This window comes from Catellatospora methionotrophica, assembly GCF_011297335.1.
In the GTDB taxonomy this organism is placed as follows: domain Bacteria; phylum Actinomycetota; class Actinomycetes; order Mycobacteriales; family Micromonosporaceae; genus Catellatospora; species Catellatospora methionotrophica.
Genome location: NZ_JAAOTJ010000013.1, coordinates 26,018 through 46,737, shown reverse-complemented (window position 1 = coordinate 46,737; position 20,720 = coordinate 26,018). Strand labels below are relative to the sequence as shown.

21 protein-coding genes and 1 pseudogene are annotated in these 20,720 nt (G+C 72.2%); 2 read left to right on the top strand and 20 right to left on the bottom strand.

Translation table 11 applies throughout. The features are described 5' to 3' along the window. Positions 1-333: 333 nt before the first annotated feature. Positions 334-717, bottom strand: a pseudogene (locus HAV40_RS38630) (metallophosphoesterase); the annotation flags it as partial. Between the two features lie 172 nt (positions 718-889). Here HAV40_RS38630 and HAV40_RS25320 point away from each other — a divergent pair. Next, entirely contained in the window at positions 890-3,727 is a 2,838-nt protein-coding gene (locus HAV40_RS25320) for an ATP-binding protein (protein WP_166385429.1), read from the top strand. A gap of 467 nt (positions 3,728-4,194) precedes the next feature. On the opposite strand, the gene HAV40_RS25315 is transcribed toward HAV40_RS25320, so the two are convergent. From HAV40_RS25315 to HAV40_RS25305, 3 genes are all read right to left on the bottom strand, one after another. After that, the gene (locus tag HAV40_RS25315; RefSeq protein WP_166385427.1) at positions 4,195-5,037 is read right to left on the bottom strand and encodes an AbfB domain-containing protein; all 843 of its coding nucleotides are present in this window, start codon (positions 5,035-5,037) and stop codon (positions 4,195-4,197) included. A gap of 53 nt (positions 5,038-5,090) precedes the next feature. After that, positions 5,091-5,828: a YidC/Oxa1 family membrane protein insertase gene (locus HAV40_RS25310; RefSeq protein ID WP_166385425.1), complete on the bottom strand. Its 738-nt coding sequence runs from the start codon at positions 5,826-5,828 to the stop codon at positions 5,091-5,093. A 101-nt stretch (positions 5,829-5,929) separates the two neighbouring features. After that, the gene (locus HAV40_RS25305) at positions 5,930-6,232 is read right to left on the bottom strand and encodes a DUF6412 domain-containing protein (protein ID WP_239086654.1); all 303 of its coding nucleotides are present in this window, start codon (positions 6,230-6,232) and stop codon (positions 5,930-5,932) included. A 340-nt stretch (positions 6,233-6,572) separates the two neighbouring features. Here HAV40_RS25305 and HAV40_RS25300 point away from each other — a divergent pair, with 340 nt between their 5' ends. After that, the gene (locus HAV40_RS25300) at positions 6,573-6,713 is read left to right on the top strand and encodes a hypothetical protein (protein ID WP_166385423.1); all 141 of its coding nucleotides are present in this window, start codon (positions 6,573-6,575) and stop codon (positions 6,711-6,713) included. Between the two features lie 114 nt (positions 6,714-6,827). Here the strand turns inward: HAV40_RS25300 and HAV40_RS25295 are convergent, their stop codons facing one another. The 16 genes from HAV40_RS25295 to HAV40_RS25220 all read right to left on the bottom strand — a co-directional run bounded on the left by HAV40_RS25295 (position 6,828) and on the right by HAV40_RS25220 (position 20,460). Further along, positions 6,828-7,589: a putative protein N(5)-glutamine methyltransferase gene (locus HAV40_RS25295; protein WP_166385420.1), complete on the bottom strand. Its 762-nt coding sequence runs from the start codon at positions 7,587-7,589 to the stop codon at positions 6,828-6,830. A gap of 20 nt (positions 7,590-7,609) precedes the next feature. Next, entirely contained in the window at positions 7,610-8,152 is a 543-nt protein-coding gene (locus tag HAV40_RS25290; RefSeq protein WP_166385417.1) for a hypothetical protein, read from the bottom strand. Continuing rightward, positions 8,149-9,312 (bottom strand): ImmA/IrrE family metallo-endopeptidase, encoded by a 1,164-nt coding sequence (locus HAV40_RS25285; protein WP_166385415.1) that lies wholly within the window; start codon positions 9,310-9,312, stop codon positions 8,149-8,151. The genes HAV40_RS25290 and HAV40_RS25285 overlap by 4 nt, the downstream gene beginning before the upstream one ends. 116 nt (positions 9,313-9,428) lie before the next feature. Then, positions 9,429-10,370 (bottom strand): S41 family peptidase, encoded by a 942-nt coding sequence (locus HAV40_RS25280; RefSeq protein WP_166385413.1) that lies wholly within the window; start codon positions 10,368-10,370, stop codon positions 9,429-9,431. Positions 10,371-10,414: 44 nt separating this feature from the next. Continuing rightward, positions 10,415-12,604, bottom strand: coding sequence for a LysM peptidoglycan-binding domain-containing protein (locus HAV40_RS25275; protein WP_166385411.1), 2,190 nt, complete (start codon positions 12,602-12,604; stop codon positions 10,415-10,417). 41 nt (positions 12,605-12,645) lie between these two features. Continuing rightward, positions 12,646-13,056, bottom strand: a complete 411-nt coding sequence (locus tag HAV40_RS25270; protein WP_166385409.1) for a hypothetical protein — start codon at positions 13,054-13,056, stop codon at positions 12,646-12,648. Beyond that, entirely contained in the window at positions 13,053-13,478 is a 426-nt protein-coding gene (locus tag HAV40_RS25265) for a TadE family protein (RefSeq protein WP_166385407.1), read from the bottom strand. Before HAV40_RS25265 ends, HAV40_RS25270 begins: the two co-directional genes overlap by 4 nt. A 2-nt stretch (positions 13,479-13,480) precedes the next feature. Then, a complete protein-coding gene (locus tag HAV40_RS25260; RefSeq protein WP_166385405.1) occupies positions 13,481-13,906 on the bottom strand; it encodes a TadE/TadG family type IV pilus assembly protein in 426 nt (141 codons plus the stop codon). After that, entirely contained in the window at positions 13,903-14,124 is a 222-nt protein-coding gene (locus HAV40_RS25255) for a hypothetical protein (RefSeq protein ID WP_166385403.1), read from the bottom strand. Before HAV40_RS25255 ends, HAV40_RS25260 begins: the two co-directional genes overlap by 4 nt. Before the next feature lie 14 nt (positions 14,125-14,138). Further along, positions 14,139-15,020, bottom strand: a complete 882-nt coding sequence (locus tag HAV40_RS25250; RefSeq protein ID WP_166385401.1) for a type II secretion system F family protein — start codon at positions 15,018-15,020, stop codon at positions 14,139-14,141. After that, entirely contained in the window at positions 15,017-15,913 is an 897-nt protein-coding gene (locus HAV40_RS25245) for a type II secretion system F family protein (protein ID WP_166385399.1), read from the bottom strand. The genes HAV40_RS25250 and HAV40_RS25245 overlap by 4 nt, the downstream gene beginning before the upstream one ends. Further along, on the bottom strand, positions 15,910-17,412 hold the full coding sequence (locus HAV40_RS25240) for a TadA family conjugal transfer-associated ATPase (RefSeq protein WP_166385397.1): 1,503 nt from the start codon (positions 17,410-17,412) through the stop codon (positions 15,910-15,912). The genes HAV40_RS25245 and HAV40_RS25240 overlap by 4 nt, the downstream gene beginning before the upstream one ends. Beyond that, positions 17,409-18,203 carry a CpaE/TadZ family protein gene (locus HAV40_RS25235; RefSeq protein ID WP_166385395.1) on the bottom strand — a complete coding sequence of 265 codons (795 nt, stop codon included), beginning with the start codon at positions 18,201-18,203 and terminating at the stop codon, positions 17,409-17,411. The genes HAV40_RS25240 and HAV40_RS25235 overlap by 4 nt, the downstream gene beginning before the upstream one ends. Positions 18,204-18,213: 10 nt before the next feature. Next, entirely contained in the window at positions 18,214-18,879 is a 666-nt protein-coding gene (locus HAV40_RS25230) for an SAF domain-containing protein (RefSeq protein ID WP_166385393.1), read from the bottom strand. A gap of 46 nt (positions 18,880-18,925) precedes the next feature. Continuing rightward, on the bottom strand, positions 18,926-19,873 hold the full coding sequence (locus tag HAV40_RS25225) for a hypothetical protein (protein ID WP_166385391.1): 948 nt from the start codon (positions 19,871-19,873) through the stop codon (positions 18,926-18,928). Next, positions 19,867-20,460 carry a hypothetical protein gene (locus HAV40_RS25220; protein WP_166385389.1) on the bottom strand — a complete coding sequence of 198 codons (594 nt, stop codon included), beginning with the start codon at positions 20,458-20,460 and terminating at the stop codon, positions 19,867-19,869. The genes HAV40_RS25225 and HAV40_RS25220 overlap by 7 nt, the downstream gene beginning before the upstream one ends. Positions 20,461-20,720: the final 260 nt, after the last annotated feature.

The following is a 20,720-nucleotide window of genomic DNA, read 5'->3' as shown; positions in this document are numbered from 1 at the left end:
CGCGCGCACCCGGACGTGCCGGGCCTCCCAGTCGACGGTGGCCCGCTGCCGGATCCGGCCGGTGACCCGCCAACTGCGGTCGCGGAAGCCCACGATCTGCGAGTGCCCGTGGACCTGCCCGAACGGCACGAACCCGCCGGTGGCGTAGAAGTCGAGCCATTCGCCGTACAGTTCGGAGCCCGCCTCGGCCCACAGCGGCCCCGACTTGCCGTCGGCGCCGGTGTCGAAGCCGCGCCACAGCATCGGCTCGGGCCGCTCGTCGAGCAGCCGCGCGGCGGCCGCGGCGGTGGCCGGCTCGCCCAGCTCCTGCCAGCAGGCCACGGTCAGCCCGGCGTGGCTGAGCAGGTAGTCGTCGTCGTCCGCGGTGCGCACCGCCGCCGCGACCCGCAGCCGACCGTCCTCCCACCAGGTACGCAACAACCGGGCGTCGGCTTTGGACAGGCGCTCGGGGAAGAACTGTTCACCGCCGGGCAGGTACTGCGACTCGTGGTTGCCCAGCAGCTGGATCCACTGGTCCGGCTGGTCGTCGAGGCGCTCGCCGACGATGCGCAGCACGCCGGAGCTGTCCGGGCCGCGGTCGACCAGGTCGCCGACCTGGATGACGGTCAGGTCGGCGGGCAGCCGCAGATCCTTCCTGCGTGCCCCGGCCGCGATCAGCGCCGCCCGGAGCTGATCCGGGAAACCGCCGACGTCCCCGATGACGATGACCCGGCCCATGCGCCCGCCCTCCTCAGCCTCGCGCCGCAAACATTACCCACGGTCCGCCCGGCGAACCGCGCCGCCGGTGACCCGGTCGGGACCGGACCCGAGGACGGCGTCATGGCATGGGTGTCCGCTCGCGGACCGGGATGACTTGGCGTCGATGGCCGACAACGGCGAAGATACGGGCGTGCAGACAGACCGCGCGTTCGTCGGGCGCACCGAGACTCTGCAACGCTTCCTGCACGCCGTGGCGCAGGCGCCCGCGGTGCTGTTCGTCGCGGGTGAGGCGGGCAGCGGCAAGACCCGGCTGATCAACGAGTGGCGGCGGCAGGCCACCGGGACGGTGCTCGCCGCCGCCTGCCCGCCCATCCGGCCGCCGCTGCCCCTGGCCGCGGCGACCGGGCTGCTGCTGAGCGCCGAACCGCACCTGGCCCCGGCGTCCGCGTTGAACCCCCTGCTCGGTGCGCTGCGCCCGCTGCTGCCCGAACTCGCCGACCGGATGCCGCCGGACCTGCCACACCTGGCCGACCCGGCCGAGGACCGGCACCGGATGCTACGCGCGATCCGGGCGCTGCTGGGCTCGCTGGGCCAGGTCACGCTGGTCGTCGAGGATCTGCAGTGGATCGACCCGGACTCGCGGGACCTGCTGTCGCTGCTGCTGTCCGCGCCGCTGCACGACGTGTGCCTGGTGCTGTCGTACCGGCCGGAGGAGCTGGCCGTGTCCGGGCTGCCGCTCGGCGTCGCCGCCGCGTACGCGCCGCAGATGCGCTCGGCGACCGTGCGCGTGCACCCGCTGCAGCCCGACGACGTGCGCCGCCTGGTGCGCCAGGTCCGGCGGACCGATCCCCCGGCCGACTTCACGGCCCGGCTCACCGCGCTCACCGGCGGCGTGCCGCGTGTCATCGAGGACGTGCTCGACCAGTTGCGTGTGCCCGGCGAGGAGAGCGACGGCAACAGCTTCGGGCGGTTCGCCCCGCCCGCGCGGCTGCGCGAACTGACCAACGCCCGGGTCGCCGCGCTGTCGGCGGCCGGGCGGCGCATCGCCGAGGCAGCCGCGGTGCTGGACGAGCCCGTCGCCGAGGAGCTGCTGACCGAGGTGTCCGGGATGGACGCCGGGCAGGGCCGCGACGCCCTGGTCGAGGTGCTGACCGGGGCGGTGCTCGCCGAGGCCGAGGACGGCCGCTACGGCTACCGGATCCCGCTGGCCGCCCGTGCCGTGTACGAGGTGATGCCCGGCCCTTGGCGGCGTGAGCTGCACAGCCGCGCCGCGGTCGCGCTCGCCCAAGGCAACGCGGCCCCGCAGCTGGCCCGGCTGGCCCACCACCACCGCCGCTCCGGCCAGCACAAGGCGTGGATGCGCCACGCCGAGGCGGCCGCCGAACGCTACATCGCCGACGGCGACAACGAGTCCGCGATCGCCACCCTGGAGGAGGTGCTCGCCGACCAGACCGTGCCGCGCAACGTGCGCACCCGCCTGACGATCCGGCTGGCGCAGACCGCCGAGGTCGGCCGCCGCTCCGACCAGACCGTGGCCCTGCTGCGGCGCATCATCGCCGACGACCGGCTGCCTGTCGCGGCCCGTGGCGAGCTGCGGCTCAAGCTGGGGCTGGTGCTGATGAACCAGGCCGGGGAGTACGCCGAGGGCGCGGCCGAGGTCGAACAGGCCGTCGAGGAGCTGCACGAGCGCCCCGCGCTGGCCGCCCGTGCGATGGCCGTGCTGTCCTGGCCGGTGCTGCACTTCTCCTCGTTCAGCAACGACCTCGGCTGGCTCGAACGCGCCGAGGAGGCCGCCGCGGCCTGCGACGACGACGCGATCAAGATGGCCGTGCTGGCCAACCGGGCGACCCTGCTGATGAACCGCGGTGACCCGGCGGCCTGGACGGTGGCCCAGCGGCTGGCCACCGAGGGCGGCTCCCACCTGGCCGTACGCCAGCAGGTCGCCCGCGGCCTGCAGAACCTCGCCGACGCGACGACCCTGCTCGGCCGCCACCGCGCCGCCGAGGACTTCCTGCGCCAGGCCACCGACCTCGCCGATCAGGTCGGCGCGTCGGTCACCAGCACCACGGCCCGGTGCACGATGCTGCGCCTGGACTGGGCGATGGGCCGCTGGGCGGGCCTGGCCGAGCGGGCCGTCGAGTTCACCGTGCCGGACGGTCCCACCACGGCGGTCGAGGGCCACCTGGTGACCGGTCAGCTCGCGATGGCCCGGGGCGACTGGGACACCGCCGAGTCCTCACTGGCCGCCGCGGGCGTCGCCGCGCCGTACACCAGCACCGTGCCGGTCGTCGCCGCGGCGTCCGGGGCCCACATCCGGGTGCTGGCCGCCCGGGGGCAGCTCGACGAGGCCGTCGCGGAGACCCGCCGGGCCGTGGCCCGGGTGCGCGCCAAGGCCATCTGGAACTGGGCCGCCGAACTGGCCCCGTACGCGGTGCACGTGCTGGGCCAGGCCGGGCTGACCGGGGAGGCGCGCGAACTGGCCGAGGAGTTCGCCGCAGGCATGCGCGGGCTGGAGTCGCCGCTGGCCGAAGCCGCGCTGGAGCTGTGCCGGGGGCACCTGCTCGCCGCCGAGGACCGTCCTGCCGAGGCGGCGGTCCACTTCGCGGACGCGGCCAAGGTCTTCGCGGCGCAGCCGCGCCCGTACGAGGCGGCCCAGGCCGAGGAGGGCCGGGCCCGCAGCGCACTGGCGATACGGCCGGGCGACGGCGACGCGCTGTCCGCGCTGTCCGCGGCGGGCAGCGCGTTCACGGCCCTGGGCGCGAGCTGGGATGCCGCCCGCTGCCAGCACACGCTGCGCGAGCACGGGGTCGTGGCGAAGGGCGGGCGGCCCGGCTACGGCGGCGGCCTCACCCCCCGCGAACGGGAGGTGGCCAGGCTGGCCGCGCAGGGGCGCACCAACCGCGAGATCGCCCAGATGCTGTTCCTGTCACCGCGCACCGTCGAGCAGCACGTGGCGCGGGCGCTGCACAAACTCGGCGTCCATTCCCGGGCGGAACTCGCCGGGGTGGAGCTGGACCTGCCCGGTTGATGCGAGCGGCCTCCGGAACCGTTGCCGGCACCGGAGGCCACCTCCTCCCCAGGCCCCGTCGGCGGCCCTGGCACTGACCGGACGACGGTGGATCGAGCCTGTTGTTCGTGCTGGTGGTGAGGGAGCGACGATCGGCCGCTCCCCCACCTCAGGGTCGTACGCCGTCAGCTCTGGATGACGACGCATCTCCCTGCCACACCGCTCAGCGAGAGCATTGGTTCCGACCGGCGGTGACCGGCCGTTACCGCAAACCGTTCGGGAACCCCCGACGGGGGTGCGAGTCCACCCAGCGGCACGGAGACTAGGTCACGTGCCGCTGGGGAGTCGCTCGGCGGTTCCCAGGTGGTCCACCCATGTGCATAACGATCGCTGAGTACGCCTGTGGCGACAATCCGTAGAGCGCTACGTAGCCATACGCAAGTAACCGTGAATACCTACGGATGCCCGTGTTTCCTGCAAATTGCAGGTCAGCCCCAGGGTGCGGTGACCGCGAACGCGCACTCGCGCTCGAAGCGGTGGTCCCGGTCGCGCCACCGGTCGATCCACAGCTCGTCGCCGCGCAGGTGGATGTAGTAGCCCCGGTAGTTGTACGACTCCAGGTAGAGCGTGTCGGGCGTGGAGCCCGGCCGGACGCAGAACGTCGCGTCGGCCCGGAACAGCGCCGACCCGTCGTTCTTGTCGTGGCGGATGCGCCAGTCACGGTGCCGCAGGTAGCCGCCGTCGACGCCGACGAACGAGAAGCAGTTCGCGTCGGCCAGCCCCTTCGCCACCGTGAACGTCGCCTCCTGGCGCACCCCGCCGGCGCTGGTCAGCGTGACGCTGACCAGCGAGGCCAGCCCGCCGCTCTGCCGCACGAACCGGTCGGGCCGGTCGGCCGCGCGCAGCGACCGCTGGCTGCCCGCGAGCAGCTCCGTGGAGGCCAGCGGCTGGCCCGGCGAGGCGAGCACCGACGGCGCACCGGCCGCCGACGGGCGCGCCGACGGCCGGGCCGCCGGGCTGCGCGGCCACGACCGCGACGGCGGCTCCGCCGACGCGCTGACCTCGCCGAACCCGTCGACGAAACTGCGTGAGCCCGCAGTCGGCAACGCCCCCGGCACCGGCGTCGACTGGTCCGCGGGCTGGGCCAGCGCCCAGCCGGTCGCCGCGGTGGTGAGCACGGCCGTGACCGCGGCGACGATCACGACCGGCCGCCGGGACCGCCGGGACCGCGGCGCGCGCTCGGCCGCCGCCAGCTCCTCGACGGTCTCCGGCAGGCTCACCCGAGGGATGATCGTCGTCGCGTCGTCCTCGTTCAGCCGATGCTTGGTCACGCCAGGACGCTACCCACGCGCCCCGTCGATCGCGATCGGCTGTCCGACTGACGTCACGCCACCGCCCCGCCCGAGGCCTTCAGCGGGGCCACCGCACGGGCCGGGAAGCCGCGCCGCAGCAGCGCGTTCTCGGCGACCGTCCACGCCGTCGACGTGACCAGGTAGAGCACCGCTGCCAGCGGCAACACCACGGCACTGATCAGGATGGCGTACGGCAGCACCCGTGGCAGCGCCGCCAGCAGGCCCACCGGCGGCGTCTCCTGCAACGCCGCCAGCCGCACCGCCCGCTGTGACGAGACGCACGCCAGCGCCGTCAGCACCGCCACCACCCCACCGAACACGGCCAGGTGCGGCAGCCACGCCGCCGCCGGGACGACCAGGTGCGCGCTCAGCGGCACCCCGAACAGGGTGCTGTCCAGCAGCACGTTGGCCTGCCCGGCGACGGTGGCACTGGCGAACAGCTGGTACAGCACGATGAAGACCGGCATCTGCAGCAGCATCGGCAGCAGCCCCGCCAGCGGCGACACCCCCGCCTCACGATGCATCTCGGTCATGGCCTGGGCGAGGGCCGTGGTGTCCTTGCCGTGCTTCTTACGCAGGACGGCCAGCTGCGGGGCGAGCGCGGCACGGGCCCGCTCGCCGCGTACGGCGGCCCGGGTCAGCGGGTGCACCAGCAGGCGGACCCCCATCGTGACGGCGACGACGGCAGCGGCCGTGCCGCCGACGGGCGCGAGCAGCGTGGACAGGTGGACGACCGCCGCGTGGGCGGCGTGGAACAACGCGTCGAACATGGAAGAAGAACCCCTCTGCGGGTACGGCTGCCCGGCCGGGACGTCGGTCTACCGGCGGGGCGAGGACGAGGACCGTGTGCCCGTGCCCGGTGAAGTCCGGGTCAGCAGGCGAGAGGGGTCAGTCCGGGTGCTCGGGGGCGGGGACGGCCCGCCGCGTCGGGGTCCCGCTGGCGCAGGACACCGGTGTGCTTGGACAGCTCGCGCAGCGCGAGGTCGAGCGCCGCCCGGCCGGCAGGCTGACGGCCGAGGCCGTGCGCTGCCGCCACGGCCAGAGCGGTGACGAGCAGCAGCGCCGCCGCACCGGCGAGCATCGCACCGAGGCTGGACCGGTCAGCCGCCGCGCCGGTGCACAGCACGGCTACCCACAGGGTCAAGGCCCAGCTGGACGCAGCGGCGATCGGCACGCGCCAAACGGTACCCCCGTCACGCAAACGAACCCGCTTGCGGTGGTCGCAGCGGGCAGGTGCGCCTGTAGACGGCTTGTACGCGGCATATACGCCCGTCTCTGTAGCCTCTCGGCGACCTTGATCGATCCAGTGAGGAGAACGGCTGTGAAACGTCACCGCCTGTCCCGCGCCCTGCCACCGTCGCCGCCGCTGGAATGCTGAGCACCGCCGCCATCGTGGGCCTGGCCAGCCCCGCAGCCGCGGCATACCCGAGCTGCATCACGTCGGTCGAAGGCCCGACGGTGACCGCCTACTGCGCCCCGAACGGCTCAGCCTTCCTGTGGAAGCTCGCGGTCAAGTGCGCCTCGGCGCGATCATCATCGTCGGCAACCGCGAGTACTACACCTACAGCGCCCTGATGGGCCCCGGCCAGACCACGTCACTCTCCTGCAAGAACCCCGGCCAGGCCCTCTGGCGCAACGTCATCATCACCGGCTGACCCCTCCGGCTTGGCCCGGCAGCCGCCACCTTCGAAGATCGCTGTTTCGGGTCGAAACCTGTGGTTGAGCCCGAGGTCTCGACCCGAAACAGCGATCTTCCTCTGGTCGCGCCGTCAGTCGCGCCGGCCGACTACCGCGACCGCCCCGCGATCGTCGCAGCGGGCGACGCGGGGGCCGAGGCCGGCGGCCCGAAACAGTTCGCAGGACTCAGCGAGCTGTTCGTCGCTGGTCTCCAGCAGCAGGTGACCCTGCGGGGCGAGCCAATCCCCCGCGCCTGCCAGCATGCGCCGGGCGATGTCCAGCCCGTCGGCACCGCCGTCCAGGGCGACGGCAGGCTCGTGCAGCCGCGCCTCCGGCGGCATCAGGGCGATCGCTTCCGTCGGGACGTACGGCACGTTGACCACGAGCACGTCGACCCGGCCACGCAGGGAGCTGGGCAGGGGTTCGTAGAGGTCGCCCTCGTACACGTGGCCGCCGAGCGGTTCCAGGTTGCGCCGGGCGCAGGCCACGGCGGCGGGTTCGATGTCGGCCGCGTGCACCTCGTAGTCGCCGTACCCGGCCAGCACGGTCGCGGCCGCGCCCGACCCGCAGCACAGGTCCAGCACCACCGACCCCTGCCGCAGTAGCTTCGCGGCCTCCTCGACCAGCAGCTCGGTACGCCGACGCGGCACGAACACGCCCGGATCCACCGCGATGCGCCGGCCGCAGAACTCGGCGAAGCCGACGATGTGCTCCAGCGGCAGCCCGCCGACTCGGCGCGTGATCATCACGTCCAGCTCGTCCGGGCCAGCCGCCGACGCGATCAGCAGGTCGGCCTCGTCCTCGGCGAACACGCAGCCCGCCGCCCGCAACCTGGTGATCACATCTGCTCGCATCCACACGTCCGACCCGCTTTTCATCTGCGCAGTTCTTCTGGTCGACGAGGCAGACTCAATAAGGATCTATCGGCGGCTGCCATTGCGTGAAGCAACCGCAGACCCTCTTCTGCGGTGACCACAGCGTCCGCGACGGCATGCCGCATCACATCCACCGTGTCTTTCGTCATTACGCCTTGGCGCTTTGCGTAGGCATGAGCTTCTCGGTCGTCCGTTACCCAGATCGACGATCGGAACTCCGCTCGGTTCTGGAGCACATAGAGGGTCTGGGCTTCCCCAAGATGCTTCCTCGGCTCCGTCGCCTGGCCACCGAAAACGGTTCTGCGGATCACATCGACTGCGCGGATCTCATGAATGTGATCGATCTCGATGGGATCCCCGAGCCAGCCGCCACGAACGATCTCGTCCAGCCCAGGAACAACCTGCGCCGATCGGCCGGCCTCGTATGCGACGGCCTCGGTCCACCGCCCGCGGCTGGCAAGCGTCTTTTCGAGGACATCGACGCGACGAACAGCCGCATAGCTGCAAAGCACCGTGTTGTCCGGGAACCACCACAACGTCACAGCGAGTACACCAACTCGCTGTTCGATTCGCGATCACCCTGCTGGTCGATGAACTCAGGTGTGCCAGACAGGACCTCATGAAGACCACCGACGTCGACACTCAGCAGATTCGCGAGTGGTCGCAGAGTGGTCCGACCGTCCCGGTAGGCCTCGAAAAGCGACTGCACCAGCCGCGACGGCAGGCGTGCCGCAATCGATCCGTTCACCTGAGCGACGTAGTCCTCCAGGTTACCCGCCAACTCATGGCAGTCCAGCGAAGTCAATCTTCGCAGCGCCTCGAAGGACTCCTTCTGCAGCAGCCCGAGCGATCGCAATCTCGCAGCCATCGCACTCGGCGAAACCTTGAAGCTCACCACGAGCTCCGCGAAGGCGTCGCGATCAATTCGCCCCGAAACCAGGCCCCTGAGCTCCTTGGCAGGCATCAGAAATGCTGCGGCAAAGCTGTTCGCCCGCCGCTCGGATGGATGTGCATCCTTTCCCGGAGACAGATTCTGGTCAACCAGAATCTGTTGCGCGTCTCCCGCGAGTACGTGACAGAGCTCATGCGCGAAGGTGAACCGCTGTCTGGTCCATTGGCGAGTAGACGGTAGAAATATCAGTCTTCTGCCGTCTTTTTGCCACGCGAGACCATCCAAACCGTCGGGAAGGCTGCCGACCACGACATCAATGCCGAACAACTGTTCGACACTGTTCGCCAATACCGCAAACTCGAGCTTGTGGACCGTCAGGCCACTGCCGTACATCCGCTCCAAAGCATGGGTAGCCAGTGCCTCACCCTGCTCCCACAGCTGCAACTCCTCAGACACGGGCGGAAGTTCCGAGACGACAGACCCCTCTCCCAGCAGGTCCAACACGTCGAAGGCCGCCATGTGCCTATCGACGAGCTCAGTAATCGATGCGATGTCGAGTGACGCCTTGTCGATCGTGCGGGCGGCAACCATCGGTCGGGCCGGCGCCTTCCCGGAAAGCAGCCAGTCCACAGAAACCCTGCCGACTTCTGCGACCAGTGCCAATTCAAGAGAGGTGAAGCGGCGAGTGCCCTTCAAGGACTTTGACAGCTTGTCCTCGGTCATTCCGACCATCGACGCGAACGATGACTGATTTTCCCCCACCTGCTCGATCACGACGCGTACACGATCAATGATTGAGTCACCGGTCATGGCATCGATGCTAACGCGCTTCTTGCGATTATCGCAAACACTTCCCACGTGTCAGGACATAGACGCTCGCCATGCTCACCATTCCAGGTGAGGCGGGCATCCCACCGTGGAACTGCTCAGTCCAGTCCCGCCATCGCTTCGCGGGCCTCGTCGCGTACCACCGGGGAAGCCGACGTGGTCAGCACGTGCTCCAGGGCCATGCGGTAGGCGACGGCGTGGGCCTTCTCGGCCGGGACGGCGATGTCGGGGACGACGCCGACGCCCTCCCAGTTCGTGCCGGTCACCGGGTTGATGGAGCGGGCCAGCGGGACGGTGATCTCCAGGGTGGGGGTGATCGAGAAGCGGTCGGTGGGGTGGGCTCCGCCACGGGTGGTCTCGCCGATCAGCGTCGCCCGGCCCTGGGACTGCAGGTTGTAGCTGACCTCCTCGCCTGCGGAGAAGGTGCGGTCACTGGTCAGCACGTACACGGGGCGGTCGAGGTAGCGCTCGCCGGGCAGGTAGGCGACGCTCCAGTACTGCCGTAGCGAGGTGCCCGCGCCGGACTCGATGCTGTTGAGATGGGTCTCGCCGTCGGGGAAGAACCAGCTGGTCCAGAAGATCGCGCCGTCGGGTGAGCCGCCCCGGTTGCGGCGCAGGTCGAGGATCAGCGCCTCGGTCTGCGAGACCAGTTCCATGGCCGCCGTGATCGCCCGGCCGCCGAGTCCCGCCGCGGTGACGCCGCGCAGGTCGATGCAGCCGACGTTGCCGTCGAGGCGTTCCACGCGGGCGATGCCGTGGTTGGTGACCCGCAGGTGCTCCCGGTACACCGCGTCGGCCTCGGCGGGGTCGACGGTGACGTGCAGGCGGGGGTCGCGGGTGCGTACGCGCAGGTGCTTGTCGGCGCAGTGCTCGGCCAGGGTCAGGGTGAGCGCGTCGGCCAGCGCCGCCTCGTCCATGCCGTCGTACTCGCCGTCGGTCAGGCGGCGGCGGATGTCGGCGGCGGCCGGGACCGCGCGTTCGGGGAACACGTAATGCGTGCACAGCAGTTCCATGGCACGTTCGACCAGAGCTCTCGGCATGGCCGCCACCGTAGACGATCTCCCCCGCGCCCCGCTGCCGCCTTTCAGCGCAGCCGGTGGCGCGGGCCGCTGGTCGTCTGCACCGGCACCCGTGCGACCTGGGCCAGCCCGGCCACGTGCGCGGCGAGCCGGGCGCTGGTCAGCTCGCACGCGGTGATGTCGGTGACGGCCAGCCAGGACATGTGTACGCCGCCGTCGGAGGAGATGGTCGCCGACCAGCGGGTGCCGGTGGGGTGGGTGGCGATGACGGCGATGCCGACGCGGCCGAGGTCGGCCAGCAGCGCGTCGAGGTCGCGCAGCTGCTCGGTGTGCTCGCCCCACGGGTCGGCGATGAACAGCAGCTGGATGCCCCACGCGTCGCCGGTGACGTTGTTGATGCGGGCGGTGGGCATGTCGGCGGTCTGCGAGTCGTGCAGCACGGCGGCGTTGGCGGCGGCCCGTCGCCCGATGCGCGACAGGGCGTCGCTGACCGATGAGCTGGTGCGTACCCGGTCGCTGAGCGAGCCGAGCGCGCGCATGTCGGCGTTGCTCAGCCCGGCGACGGTCACCGTGGCCTCGTCGGTCCAGGTGGCTGTGGCCGCTTCGGCGACCAGGTAGCGGAGCAGGTCGTCGCAGCGCTGCGGGTCGCCGAGCAGGGTCAGCAGGCCGGTGCGCTCGCCGTCGACGAACAGCTCGCCGCCCTGCGGCCAGCTACCGATCTTGAGCAGGCCGGGCAGCAGGGACGGGGTGTCGACGCGGTCGGGCAGCCAGGACGAGGCCGCCAGCGACCAGGTGTTGGGCCACTGCACGTCGAACGGCTCGGGCGGGTCCGCGCACGGGGCGGCCAGGATGATCGCGAGGTCGCCACCGTGTTCCCAGGCGGCGGCGATGTCCGGCATCTCCCACGGGGAGCGGCCGCGCAGTCCGGCGGTGAGCTGGCGCAGCCCGGCGTCGAGGCGTTCGGTGGCGCGGTGGCGCGGCGGGACCTCGCGGGAGCGGTAGCCGAGCGGGCTGCGTACGCCGCCGACGCCGCGTCGGCGGCCCACCCGCATCCGGTGCAGGCGGCGGATCCGGCGGCGCACCACGACGTGCCCGGCGAGCACCCCGGCCAGCGCCAGCCCGGCACCGGCGGCGAGCACCTTGACCTTGCCGGTGCCGGGGTCGGTCTCGTCCAGCGGCACGATGTTCGGCCGGGTCGCCGGGGCGGGCACCACGGACGGCGACGGGGCTGCGGCCGACGGTGCCGCGGCGGGCGGCGCGGCCTTGGTCGGCGCGGCCTTGCTCGGCGCGGGAGACGCCGGAGGCGGACTGGCCTGGGCGGACGGGGTGACCGGTGGCGGGGTCGCGGGCGACGGCGGGGTCGCTGGCGGTGGCGGGGTCGCGGGCTGCTGCGGGGCGGGGGTCTCCACGGCGGGCAGCAGGAGCCGCCCGGTCGCGTGGCGGATCTGGCCGCGGTCGTGCGCGTCGGCGGGCAGCACGATCCGCCAGCCGGGCTCGATCTGGTTCGGGTTGCGGATCAGCTGCGGGTTAAGCGCCACGAGCTGCTGGTAGCGGTCGAAGTCACCGGTGAAGCGCTGCGCGATGCAGCCGAGGTAGTCGCCCTTCTTGACGACGTACACGGCGCGCTCGACGCGCTGGCGGGGCGGCGGGGCCTGGTACCGCTGATAGAGCGCGGCTGCGGTCACGGCGGCGGGGGCCGGGGCGGCGGCGGCCGGGGCGGCCAGAGCGGCGGGTGCGGCCTGGGGCAGGGCCGGTGGGGCGTACGCCAGCGCGGGCGCGACCCGGGGCACGGCCACCACTCCGGCGTACGGTGCGGCCGCGACGGCGCGGGTGGGACTCGGGCCGGGCAGCGCGGGCAGGGCCGCGGTCGCCACGCTCGCCCCGGCGAACACCGCGATGAGCGCGCCGACGAGCACGGTGGCGGCCCGCTGTTGCAGGCCGAGGCCGGGCAGCCGGGCGGCGCGGCGGCCGCTGATGCGCGCGCCGATCTCGATCAGGATGCTGAGGGTGAAGGTGGCCCAGGCTGCCCAGCCCGCGAGCGTGAGCACGCGCAGGAACAGGTCGCCGTTGTCGGGCGAGGTCAGCGCGGTGCCGAGCTCGTCGAGCGTGGGCAGGTGCCGGGGCAGCGGGTTGCCTGCGAGCTCCACCAGCAGCACGGGCACACCCGCGACGATCGCCACGATCCCGGTCAGCGCTGCGAGGCCGGCGAACAGGCGCAGCGTCCAGTGGGGCCGGTTACGCCGGACTGGTGCCATGGTTGCGCCCTTTCGTGTGGCTGCTCGACCGGCGAGCAGGTCTATCCGATGAGGAGTGTCGCGGTGGCCTCGCCGGTGGCGCGCCAGGTTGCCCCGCCAAGGAAGGCCAGGCCGGAAGGGTTCTGGTAGGTGATGGTGGCGCGTACGGTGACCGATTCGCCGTCGGGTGCGACGGTGATCGTGCCGGTGGCGCCGACGCTGTTCAGGTAGGCCTGCGCGGCGGCGGTCGCCAGGGTGCTGTCGATGGTCTTGTCGTGGCCCTGGATGGCCTCGGCCGGGTCGATGGCCTGCCCCGCGCTGCGCGCGGCTTCGGCGGCGACATTGTCGGCGCGCTGGTAGGCACGCAGCCGCCCGCCGCCGACGACGACCATGCCGAACATGAAGACCCAGGCCTGCGCCATGATCACCACGAACACGGTCGCCTTGCCCGCGTCACCGCGCCACCTGGTCATCGGCGGCTCCGGTAGGTGTCGAGCGGGCTGGTGAACGAGGACTCGATGAGGAAGCTGCCCGGCACACCCGGCATCGAGATGTCGGCGAACTGCACCTGACAGCTCACCCGTACGGTGACGGTCGCGGCCACGCCCACCGGCTGCAGGAACCCCGACGCGTCGACCTGCGCGTCCAGTGGCTCACAGCGCAGGCCCGCGGCGTTGTAGGAGGCCATGGCGGCGTCGTAGGCCTCGGCGCGGGCGGCGGACTCGGACCGGGCCAGGCTCGCGGTGCGCGCGGCGTCGTACGCGGCCGCCTCCCCCGCCTGGCGGGCCAGGCTGTACCGGCCGCCGACGACGACCGCGGCGAAGAACAGCAGCACGGAGGGCACCAGGATGGCCAGCTCGATGGCGGCCGAGCCGCGGTCCCCACGCCGGCGCATGATCACGGCACCCACCTCTCGACCGGTCCGTGCGCCTGCTGCCGGATCTCGAACGGGTTCACGAACGGGAGCACGCTGACCGCCCGTCCGGTGACGACGACGGTGACCTCGGTGTTGGCGGCGTCGCGGGTCACCACGACCACGGGGTTCTGCAGTCCCGGCCCGATCCGGCCGAGGAAGTCGTTGGCGTTGGCCCTGGCCGCGTCGTTCGTGCTGCCGTGCTGGCGGCCCGCGTTGGCACCCTGCGTCGCCGCGGCGAGCGCGACCGAGCGGGCGTAGAAGTACAGCCCCGTCTGCACCACCATCAGGGAGACCAGCAGCAGCGGCGCGGCGATGATGGCGAACTCGACGGCGCTGCCGCCGCGGTCCGGGCACGCCCGTGACCGGCTCCGTCGCCGGAGCCGGTCACGGAACGCGCGGAAGATCACGGGGCGCCGCCACCCGGGCCGGCCGGAGCGTCGGTGGGGACCTGGTCCATCCAGCCTTCGGCGATGCCCCACACCGCCGTGGCGATCGCGACCGCGGCGAGCGCCATGATGGCGACCAGCACGATGTGCGGGACGGGGCCCTCGCCCCGATCCCGGGCGTCGGAAGCGAGAAGGGCACGCAGGCGGACCTCGGCCGCCGCGTAAAGGGTCATGAACATGTCGTGACTACTCCTCATCGTTGGTTGAACAGGCTCATCATCAGCGGATAGCCGACCAGGACCAGCAAGATCATGATCATCATCGTCGATGGGATGTCCAGCTTGGAGGTACGCGTCTTCGCCACCTCCAGGGCACGGACCCGGATCTGGTCGCGCAGCGACGCCGACTGGGCGCGCAGCGTCTGGTACACCTGGGCGCCGTCGTTGCCGGCGCTGCCCATGATGTCGGCGAAACTGGTCAGCTCGACCACGCCGATGGCCGTCGCCAGCCCCTTCAGCTCGTCCCAGGGCGCGCGCATCTGCAACTGCGCGCTGAGCAGTGCGCTGCGCAGCCGCACGTACGGCCAGCCATCGCAGATGCGCGCCGAGCGCTCCATCGCCTCGACCGCGCCATGCCCGGAACGCACCTGGTGCGCGGTCAGCGTGGCGTAGGTGCACAGCGCCCGGACGAACTCGGCCCGCGCGGACTTCGCCTTGGCCAGCATGTCGTAGTGGGCCAGCGCGCCCATGCCCAGCGCCAGCAGCAGGGTCACCGCCACCGGCACGGCCACCGGCAGCGAGCGGCCCGTCACGACCAGCACCACCGACACCAGCACCGGCAGCACCAGGCCCAGCAGACCCGACAGCGCGACCGCGGACACGTGCCGCTCCGGGGTCTTGTCCAGGATCGCCAGGTCGGCCATGGGCAGTTTCAGTTTCGAGATCCAGTCACCGTCGACGACCGGCAGGTCGGCCGGGGACGCGTAGTGCGGGTCGACGCCCGGGTGCAGCCGCCGCAGCGCCGGGCCGAGCGCGGGTGTGACCGGCACGAACTGGGCGATCAGCAGGTACACGCCGAACCCGGCGATCGCGCCGCCGGTGATGCCCAGCGCCAGCCACAGGTTGCCGCCGATCATGACCGCACCTCCGCCGGGCCGGTCTCCGAGCGCAGCAGGCGCGGCAGGCGCTCCGGCAGCGACAGACCGCGGATCCACATCATCAGCGCCACGTACAGGCCCGCGAGCAGGGCGAGGATCAGCTGGCCGAGCACGGTGCGGTAGGGCGCGGCGTAGCCGGGGTTCAGCACGCCGAACAACACCAGCGCCACGGTCACGCCGGTCAGGAAGCGCACCGTGAACCGGGCCGACGAGCGCTCGCTGTCCACGGTGGCCCGGGACACGATCTCCTCGCCGAGGCCGTTCGCGATGTCCAGCAGGGCCAGGTGCAGGCCCTCCCCGCCGTCCGCCGACTGCAGGATGAGCGGGGCCACGACCTCGTCGCAGCTGGGGTCGTCGAGCTCGTCGGCGAACTGGCGCAGCGCGATCGCCAGACCGGTGCCCGCCTGGACCCGTGCGGCCAGCGTGCGCACCTCGGTCGCCAGCAGCGGCGGCGCCGTGCGGGCCGTGGCGACGATGGCGGCCTGCAGGCCGATGCCGTTGCGCACGTAGTCGCTGACCCGCCGGGTCCACGCCTCCAGCGCCGCCAGCCGGGCCAGCGCCTTCTTCTCGGCGGTGGCCGCGGAGAACAGCCACGGCACCCCCGGCACGGCCAGCGCGACGATGACACCGCCCACCGGCCATCCGGTGATCAGCCACGCCGCCGCGCCCGCGCACACCGCGAAGATCAGCACCCCCTGGTGCGTACGCCGCTGCGCCACGGTGCGCCCCTGACCGCGCCAGAACCGGCGCAGCCACAGCCGCGACGGTGACGCCGGACCGGCCGGACGGCGGGTGCCGATCAGGAACAGCACCGCCAGCACGATGCCGGTGCCAGCCGTGATCACGGACAGCGCCGCGAGGATCTGGGTCATTGGCGCACCCGCTTGACGTGCAGCTCCCTGGTCCACGAGCCCCGGTTGTGCGGCCCCGCCTCGATGTAGGGCACCAGTTCGCGCGGGTCGTAGCCGACATCCATCAGGTCGTCGCGGATGCGCTCGGGCAGGTGGCGCGGCACGGCCCGGCCGTCCGGCCCCGGCCCGAACACGACCGTGGTGACCACCCGGTCCTCGCGCATGCCGCCGACCTCGATGACGTGCGAGACGAACCGGTGCTCGCCGCCGCCGATGGCGCGCTCGTCGACCACCGCCGTGTACACGATCAGGTCGATGCCCTGCGCCGCCATACGCAGCGCCTGCTCAGCCCCGATGTCGTTGCCGTACGAGCAGGCCAGCTGGACGATGGAGTCCATCACCTCGCGGGCCTGCCGCGCGTGGATGGTGCACATCGCGCCCCGGCTGACCGTCATCGCGCGCAGCATCGGCACGATCTCGCGGCCACGCGTCTCACCGACGATGACCCGCCGCACCCCGAGCCGCTGGGTGATCGGCATCATGTCGTGCAGGGTCTTCTCGCCGCGGCGCTTGCCGCTGTTGTCGTACTCGCCGTGGCCCTGCAGCGCTTCGAGGCTGATCACCCAGTTCTCGTCCGACGGGTGCAGCGACTCGTGCAGGCCCAGCTCGCGCGACTCCTCCAGGGTGATGTACGGCTCGCCGGCCGGGATGGTGCGTCCCAGCGCGCGCAGCAGCGTCGTCTTGCCCGACGCCGCCAGCCCCGCGATCATGATGTTCGCGCCGGACTCCAGCGCCTTGATCAGGAACCGGTACAGCAGCAGGTCGATCATGCCCCAGCGGTCGCGCAGCTCGTCCAGCGTCGCCGTGAACAGGCTGTGTTTGCGGATGTAGACGATCGGGCGCGGCGACACCTTGTACAGCACCGTCATCCGGGAACCGTCGGGCAGCTGCATGTCGAGTTCGGGATTGGACTCCGACAGCTGCCGCTCGGTCGCCGCCACCCGCATGGCCAGCACCTGCAGCATGCCGATGAGCTCGTCGTCGGTGTCGGCGACCGGCTCGCCCCGGCTGCGGCTGCCGTCGGCGTGGTGCAGCAGCACCTGGTCGCAGCCGATGATGTGCACGTTGGTGATCTTCGGATCGTCCAGCAGCCGCTGCAGCCGCCCGGCCCCGAACATCCCGGCCACGACCGCGTCCATCAGCGCCTGCTCGTACGCGGGGCTCACCGGCTGGCCCGCGTGCGCCATCGCCACCACGTAGTCGGCGATGACCTCGCGGCCGATGCGCGCCGCCGTCTCCCGCCGGTAGGCCGCGGTGACGTTGGCCGAGTCCTCCAGCAGCCGGGTCAGCGTCTCGGTGACCCGGCCCTGCAGCTGGCGCACCACCGCGTAGTCGACCGGAGCCGCGGGCGCGGCGTGCGCCCCGGGCGGCTGAGCCGGATAGGACCCACGGTGGTGGCCGTTGGCCCGGGGCACCGCCGCGGCCTCGGGCGGGATCGGGATGAACCGGGGGGCGGTCACGGCAACACCGGCAGCGGCTCGGTGTCGCGCCGCGACAGCGCGCTGTCCATGCGGCGGGCCGCGATCAGCGAGGTGACGTTCTCGTACGCCGCGGCGGACTTGCGCATCAGCGCGGCCCGGCGGCGGCCCCTGCCGTCACCGCACAGCGCGCCCGCGGTCGCCGGATCCCACGGCAGGCTCGCCACCACGGGCACGCCCAGGTGCCGGGAGACCTCCCGGCCGCCGATACCGCCCCCGATCAGCAGCAGGCCCAGACTGTTCTCCACGAAACCGGCCGGCAGCTGCCGGCGCATCGCGGTGACCGCCGAGACGGCCGGCGACACCGAGCGCAGCGAGTGCGGCCGCACCGCCAGCAGCACCAGGTCGGCCTGCGCCAGCAGCGCCCACGGCGGATGCGCCGCCGACAGCCGCCCGCAGTCGGCGATCACCAGCTGCGTGGTCATCCGCGCGAAGAACTCGCCGAGGCTGGTCCAGGCCAGGCTCAGGGTGGCGGCCTGCGCGGGCTCGGTCAGGCCGGGCAGCGCCATCCGCTGCTGGCGCGGGGCGTCCAGGTCGATCAGGTTGCCCGCGAGTTCGGCGTCGGCCGACCCACGCAGCGCGGCCGACGCCAGCGGCAGCACCCCGCGGTTGGCGGGCAGCTCGTAGCGGGCCAGGTAACCGGCCAGCAGGTCACCGCCGGCCGGGTCGCACTCGGCCAGCAGCACCGGCGACGGCCAGGTCAGGGTGAACGCCAGGGCGGCCGTGGAGGCCCCCGGCGAGCCCTTGGCGGAGACGATCGCGATCAGGGTCATCGGCGTCCGCTCACGATCCGTCGAGGACGAGCACGATGCGGTCGCCCGCGGCCAGGGCGGCGACGGTGGGCGCGTCCACGGTGGCCACCTCGACGTTGATCACCCACTGGCCGGACCTGCTGCCCGCGGCCAGCTGGACGATCGTGGCGGTGATGGTGCGCGGCGGGACCAGGTCCGGGCCGTCGCCGGTGCTGCGTTCGGGCACCACCACGAGCAGCACCTCCGCGCCGACGGCCAGCCGGGACGCCGAGGGCATCCGGTCCTCGCCGAGCGCGATGCCGATCAGCTGGTGGCCCGGCGCGGGCACGGGCGTCTCGGTGACCTGGTCCAGGGTCAGCAGCGTGCCGGGCACCAGCGCCATGACCGCGCGCTTGCCGATCACCTGCCCGGCGTTCGCGGCGGGGATCGGGCGCAGGCCCACGGCCTGGTTGATCCGCACCACGACCAGGTCGTCGCGGGTGATCTGCGCGCCCTTGCCGACCGGCCGGGCCAGCCCGAGGTAGTCGTGCGTGCTGCCGATGCGCTGTGCGACGTACGCCGCGGTCAGTGCACCGACGATGATCAGGAGCACGGCGAGCGCGCCCTGGGCCACCGACCGCCGCCGGGGAGCGGTGCGGGGCACCGCGATCGGCGCCGCGGGCAGTGCCCTGGCCGGTGCGCTCGTGTTGACGCTCATGCCGCCTTGCCTCGTTTCTCGACACTCCGGCCGCCGTGCCGCCGGTTCATGAGTTCACTACCTGCATCTCGTCGATCCGGACCTGGGCCGTCGCGGACCGCTCGATGTCGATGTCGCCGCTCGCGCCGCCGCCGGCCACGCGCCACTCGACGTGCCAGGTGGTGACGGCGGTGATGTGGTAAACGCCGCCTTCCTCACCGCGGGAGGGCTCGGTGTACCGGTGCCCGCACGTCGGCGACGGCTCGTTGCCCCGGGCGGGGTCGTATGCGGTGCCCGGCGACCGGCACACCACCGTGGCCCCGTCGCCCATGCTCCAGCGGATCTGCGTGGAGACGGCGGTGGCGATCACGCGCAGTCCGGGCACCTCCGCATCCCGCGTGACCGTGCCCCAGGCGAGGTCGCCCGTCGCGGTGACCGCCGGGGTCCACATCCAGACCGGCAGGCCGACCAGGCCCGCGCTCCCGGCGGCGATCTCGGGCACCATGGTGATCTGCGGTTTGGTGATCGGCATAGCCCTGATCGCCCGCACGGCCAGCGCCATCGGCGAGGGCATCGCGCCGTATCCCGGCGGCGGGTCCTCCAGGTATTCGGTGCTGCCCTGCTGCCAGCCCGCCGACAGGCCGCCCCAGCACCAGACCGCGTACATGAAGCCGTCGGCGGGGTCGTTGCCGCCCCACAGCGGGTCGTCGGCGGTCAGGTCCAGGCGGTTGTAGTAGCAGCTGTCGGTGTGGTTGAACCAGCCCATGCTCAGGTCGTGGCAGGGGATCGGGCCGAGGTCCTCGTGCTCGCAGTCGATGCCGTCACCGCCGCCTCCGCCGCCGCCACCACCGCCGCCTCCCCCGCCGCCACCGGTGACGACGAGGATGCAGGGGCCGTTGTTCGGCGGGCAGTAGATGTAGTCGGCGTGGGCCGGGCTCTGCACGACCAGGGTCAGCGCCAGCGTGCACACGACGGTGGCGAGCGCGGCCAGCAGCGCGCGGGGCCGGGTCAGCATGACGCCGCCCGGTCGGTGTGCGAGTCCACCCAGCGCCAGACGCTGTCGGGGTAGAGCCCGGCGCGCAGGGTCACCGGGTAGCGCTTGTTCTGCCCCGGGGCCGCGACGGATTTGCGGGTCTTCTTGTTGACGGTGTCCGTGCCGGCGTCGTCCACGCAGGCCTCCACGACGATCGAGGTGGCGCTGACCGAGACGACCCGGCGCAGCGTGACGGTGGGTGTTCCGGTGCGTATCAGGCCCTGCTCGGACAGCAGCCCGAGGTCGCGCTCCAGCAGGGCCATGTAGCGGCCACCGGCGTACCGGTAGAGCGGGCGGCGGGTGGCGTCCTTGTTCCAGTCGTACCTGCCGGTCTGGACCGCTTTGAGGTAGATGCCGTTGAGCTTCTCGAAGGACGTCCAGGCGGTGTCGACGGTGCGCTGCTGGTCGCCGCTGAGCGCCGGTCCCGGAGACGGCTTGGTCACAGCGTGCGTCGGCAGCGCCGCGGGCTGCGGCACCTCGGCCGAGCACGCGGCGAGCGCCAGACAAGAGACAGCGGCCGACAGGGCCACGGCGGCGGCCGACCGTCCTCTTCGGCTGTACGGAATCATGCGCCCCCCTCGTCCACGACGAGCCTCGCTGAGTCCTTCACCTGCCAGAAGTTGTTGCCTGACAACCGGACCCCCCCGTGCCAGACGGCCGATCGTACGATGAACTCCGCCGATATAACAAGGGGTGAGGAATGACCACACGGACAGTGTTTGTCATCGGATCTTCCATTTACGACTCACGATCGTTCCGATCTCCACGGCCCGTATGCGTGTACGCAATCCACCTGCCAGCAGCCCGTTATAAATCGACCGACACAAAT

Bases quoted from the DNA above. Each gene is read 5' to 3' on its own strand.
- HAV40_RS25285 (WP_166385415.1), bottom strand. From the start codon at position 9,312: ATGACCGGTGACTCAATCATTGATCGTGTACGCGTCGTGATCGAGCAG.
- HAV40_RS25230 (WP_166385393.1), bottom strand. From the start codon at position 18,879: ATGAGCGTCAACACGAGCGCACCGGCCAGGGCACTGCCCGCGGCGCCG.
- HAV40_RS25275 (WP_166385411.1), bottom strand. From the start codon at position 12,604: ATGGCACCAGTCCGGCGTAACCGGCCCCACTGGACGCTGCGCCTGTTC.
- HAV40_RS25270 (WP_166385409.1), bottom strand. From the start codon at position 13,056: ATGACCAGGTGGCGCGGTGACGCGGGCAAGGCGACCGTGTTCGTGGTG.
- HAV40_RS25310 (WP_166385425.1), bottom strand. From the start codon at position 5,828: ATGTTCGACGCGTTGTTCCACGCCGCCCACGCGGCGGTCGTCCACCTG.
- HAV40_RS25295 (WP_166385420.1), bottom strand. From the start codon at position 7,589: ATGCGAGCAGATGTGATCACCAGGTTGCGGGCGGCGGGCTGCGTGTTC.
- HAV40_RS25220 (WP_166385389.1), bottom strand. From the start codon at position 20,460: ATGATTCCGTACAGCCGAAGAGGACGGTCGGCCGCCGCCGTGGCCCTG.
- HAV40_RS25255 (WP_166385403.1), bottom strand. From the start codon at position 14,124: ATGTTCATGACCCTTTACGCGGCGGCCGAGGTCCGCCTGCGTGCCCTT.
- HAV40_RS25235 (WP_166385395.1), bottom strand. From the start codon at position 18,203: ATGACCCTGATCGCGATCGTCTCCGCCAAGGGCTCGCCGGGGGCCTCC.
- HAV40_RS25280 (WP_166385413.1), bottom strand. From the start codon at position 10,370: ATGCCGAGAGCTCTGGTCGAACGTGCCATGGAACTGCTGTGCACGCAT.
- HAV40_RS25225 (WP_166385391.1), bottom strand. From the start codon at position 19,873: ATGCTGACCCGGCCCCGCGCGCTGCTGGCCGCGCTCGCCACCGTCGTG.
- HAV40_RS25245 (WP_166385399.1), bottom strand. From the start codon at position 15,913: ATGACCCAGATCCTCGCGGCGCTGTCCGTGATCACGGCTGGCACCGGC.
- HAV40_RS25250 (WP_166385401.1), bottom strand. From the start codon at position 15,020: ATGATCGGCGGCAACCTGTGGCTGGCGCTGGGCATCACCGGCGGCGCG.
- HAV40_RS25265 (WP_166385407.1), bottom strand. From the start codon at position 13,478: ATGCGCCGGCGTGGGGACCGCGGCTCGGCCGCCATCGAGCTGGCCATC.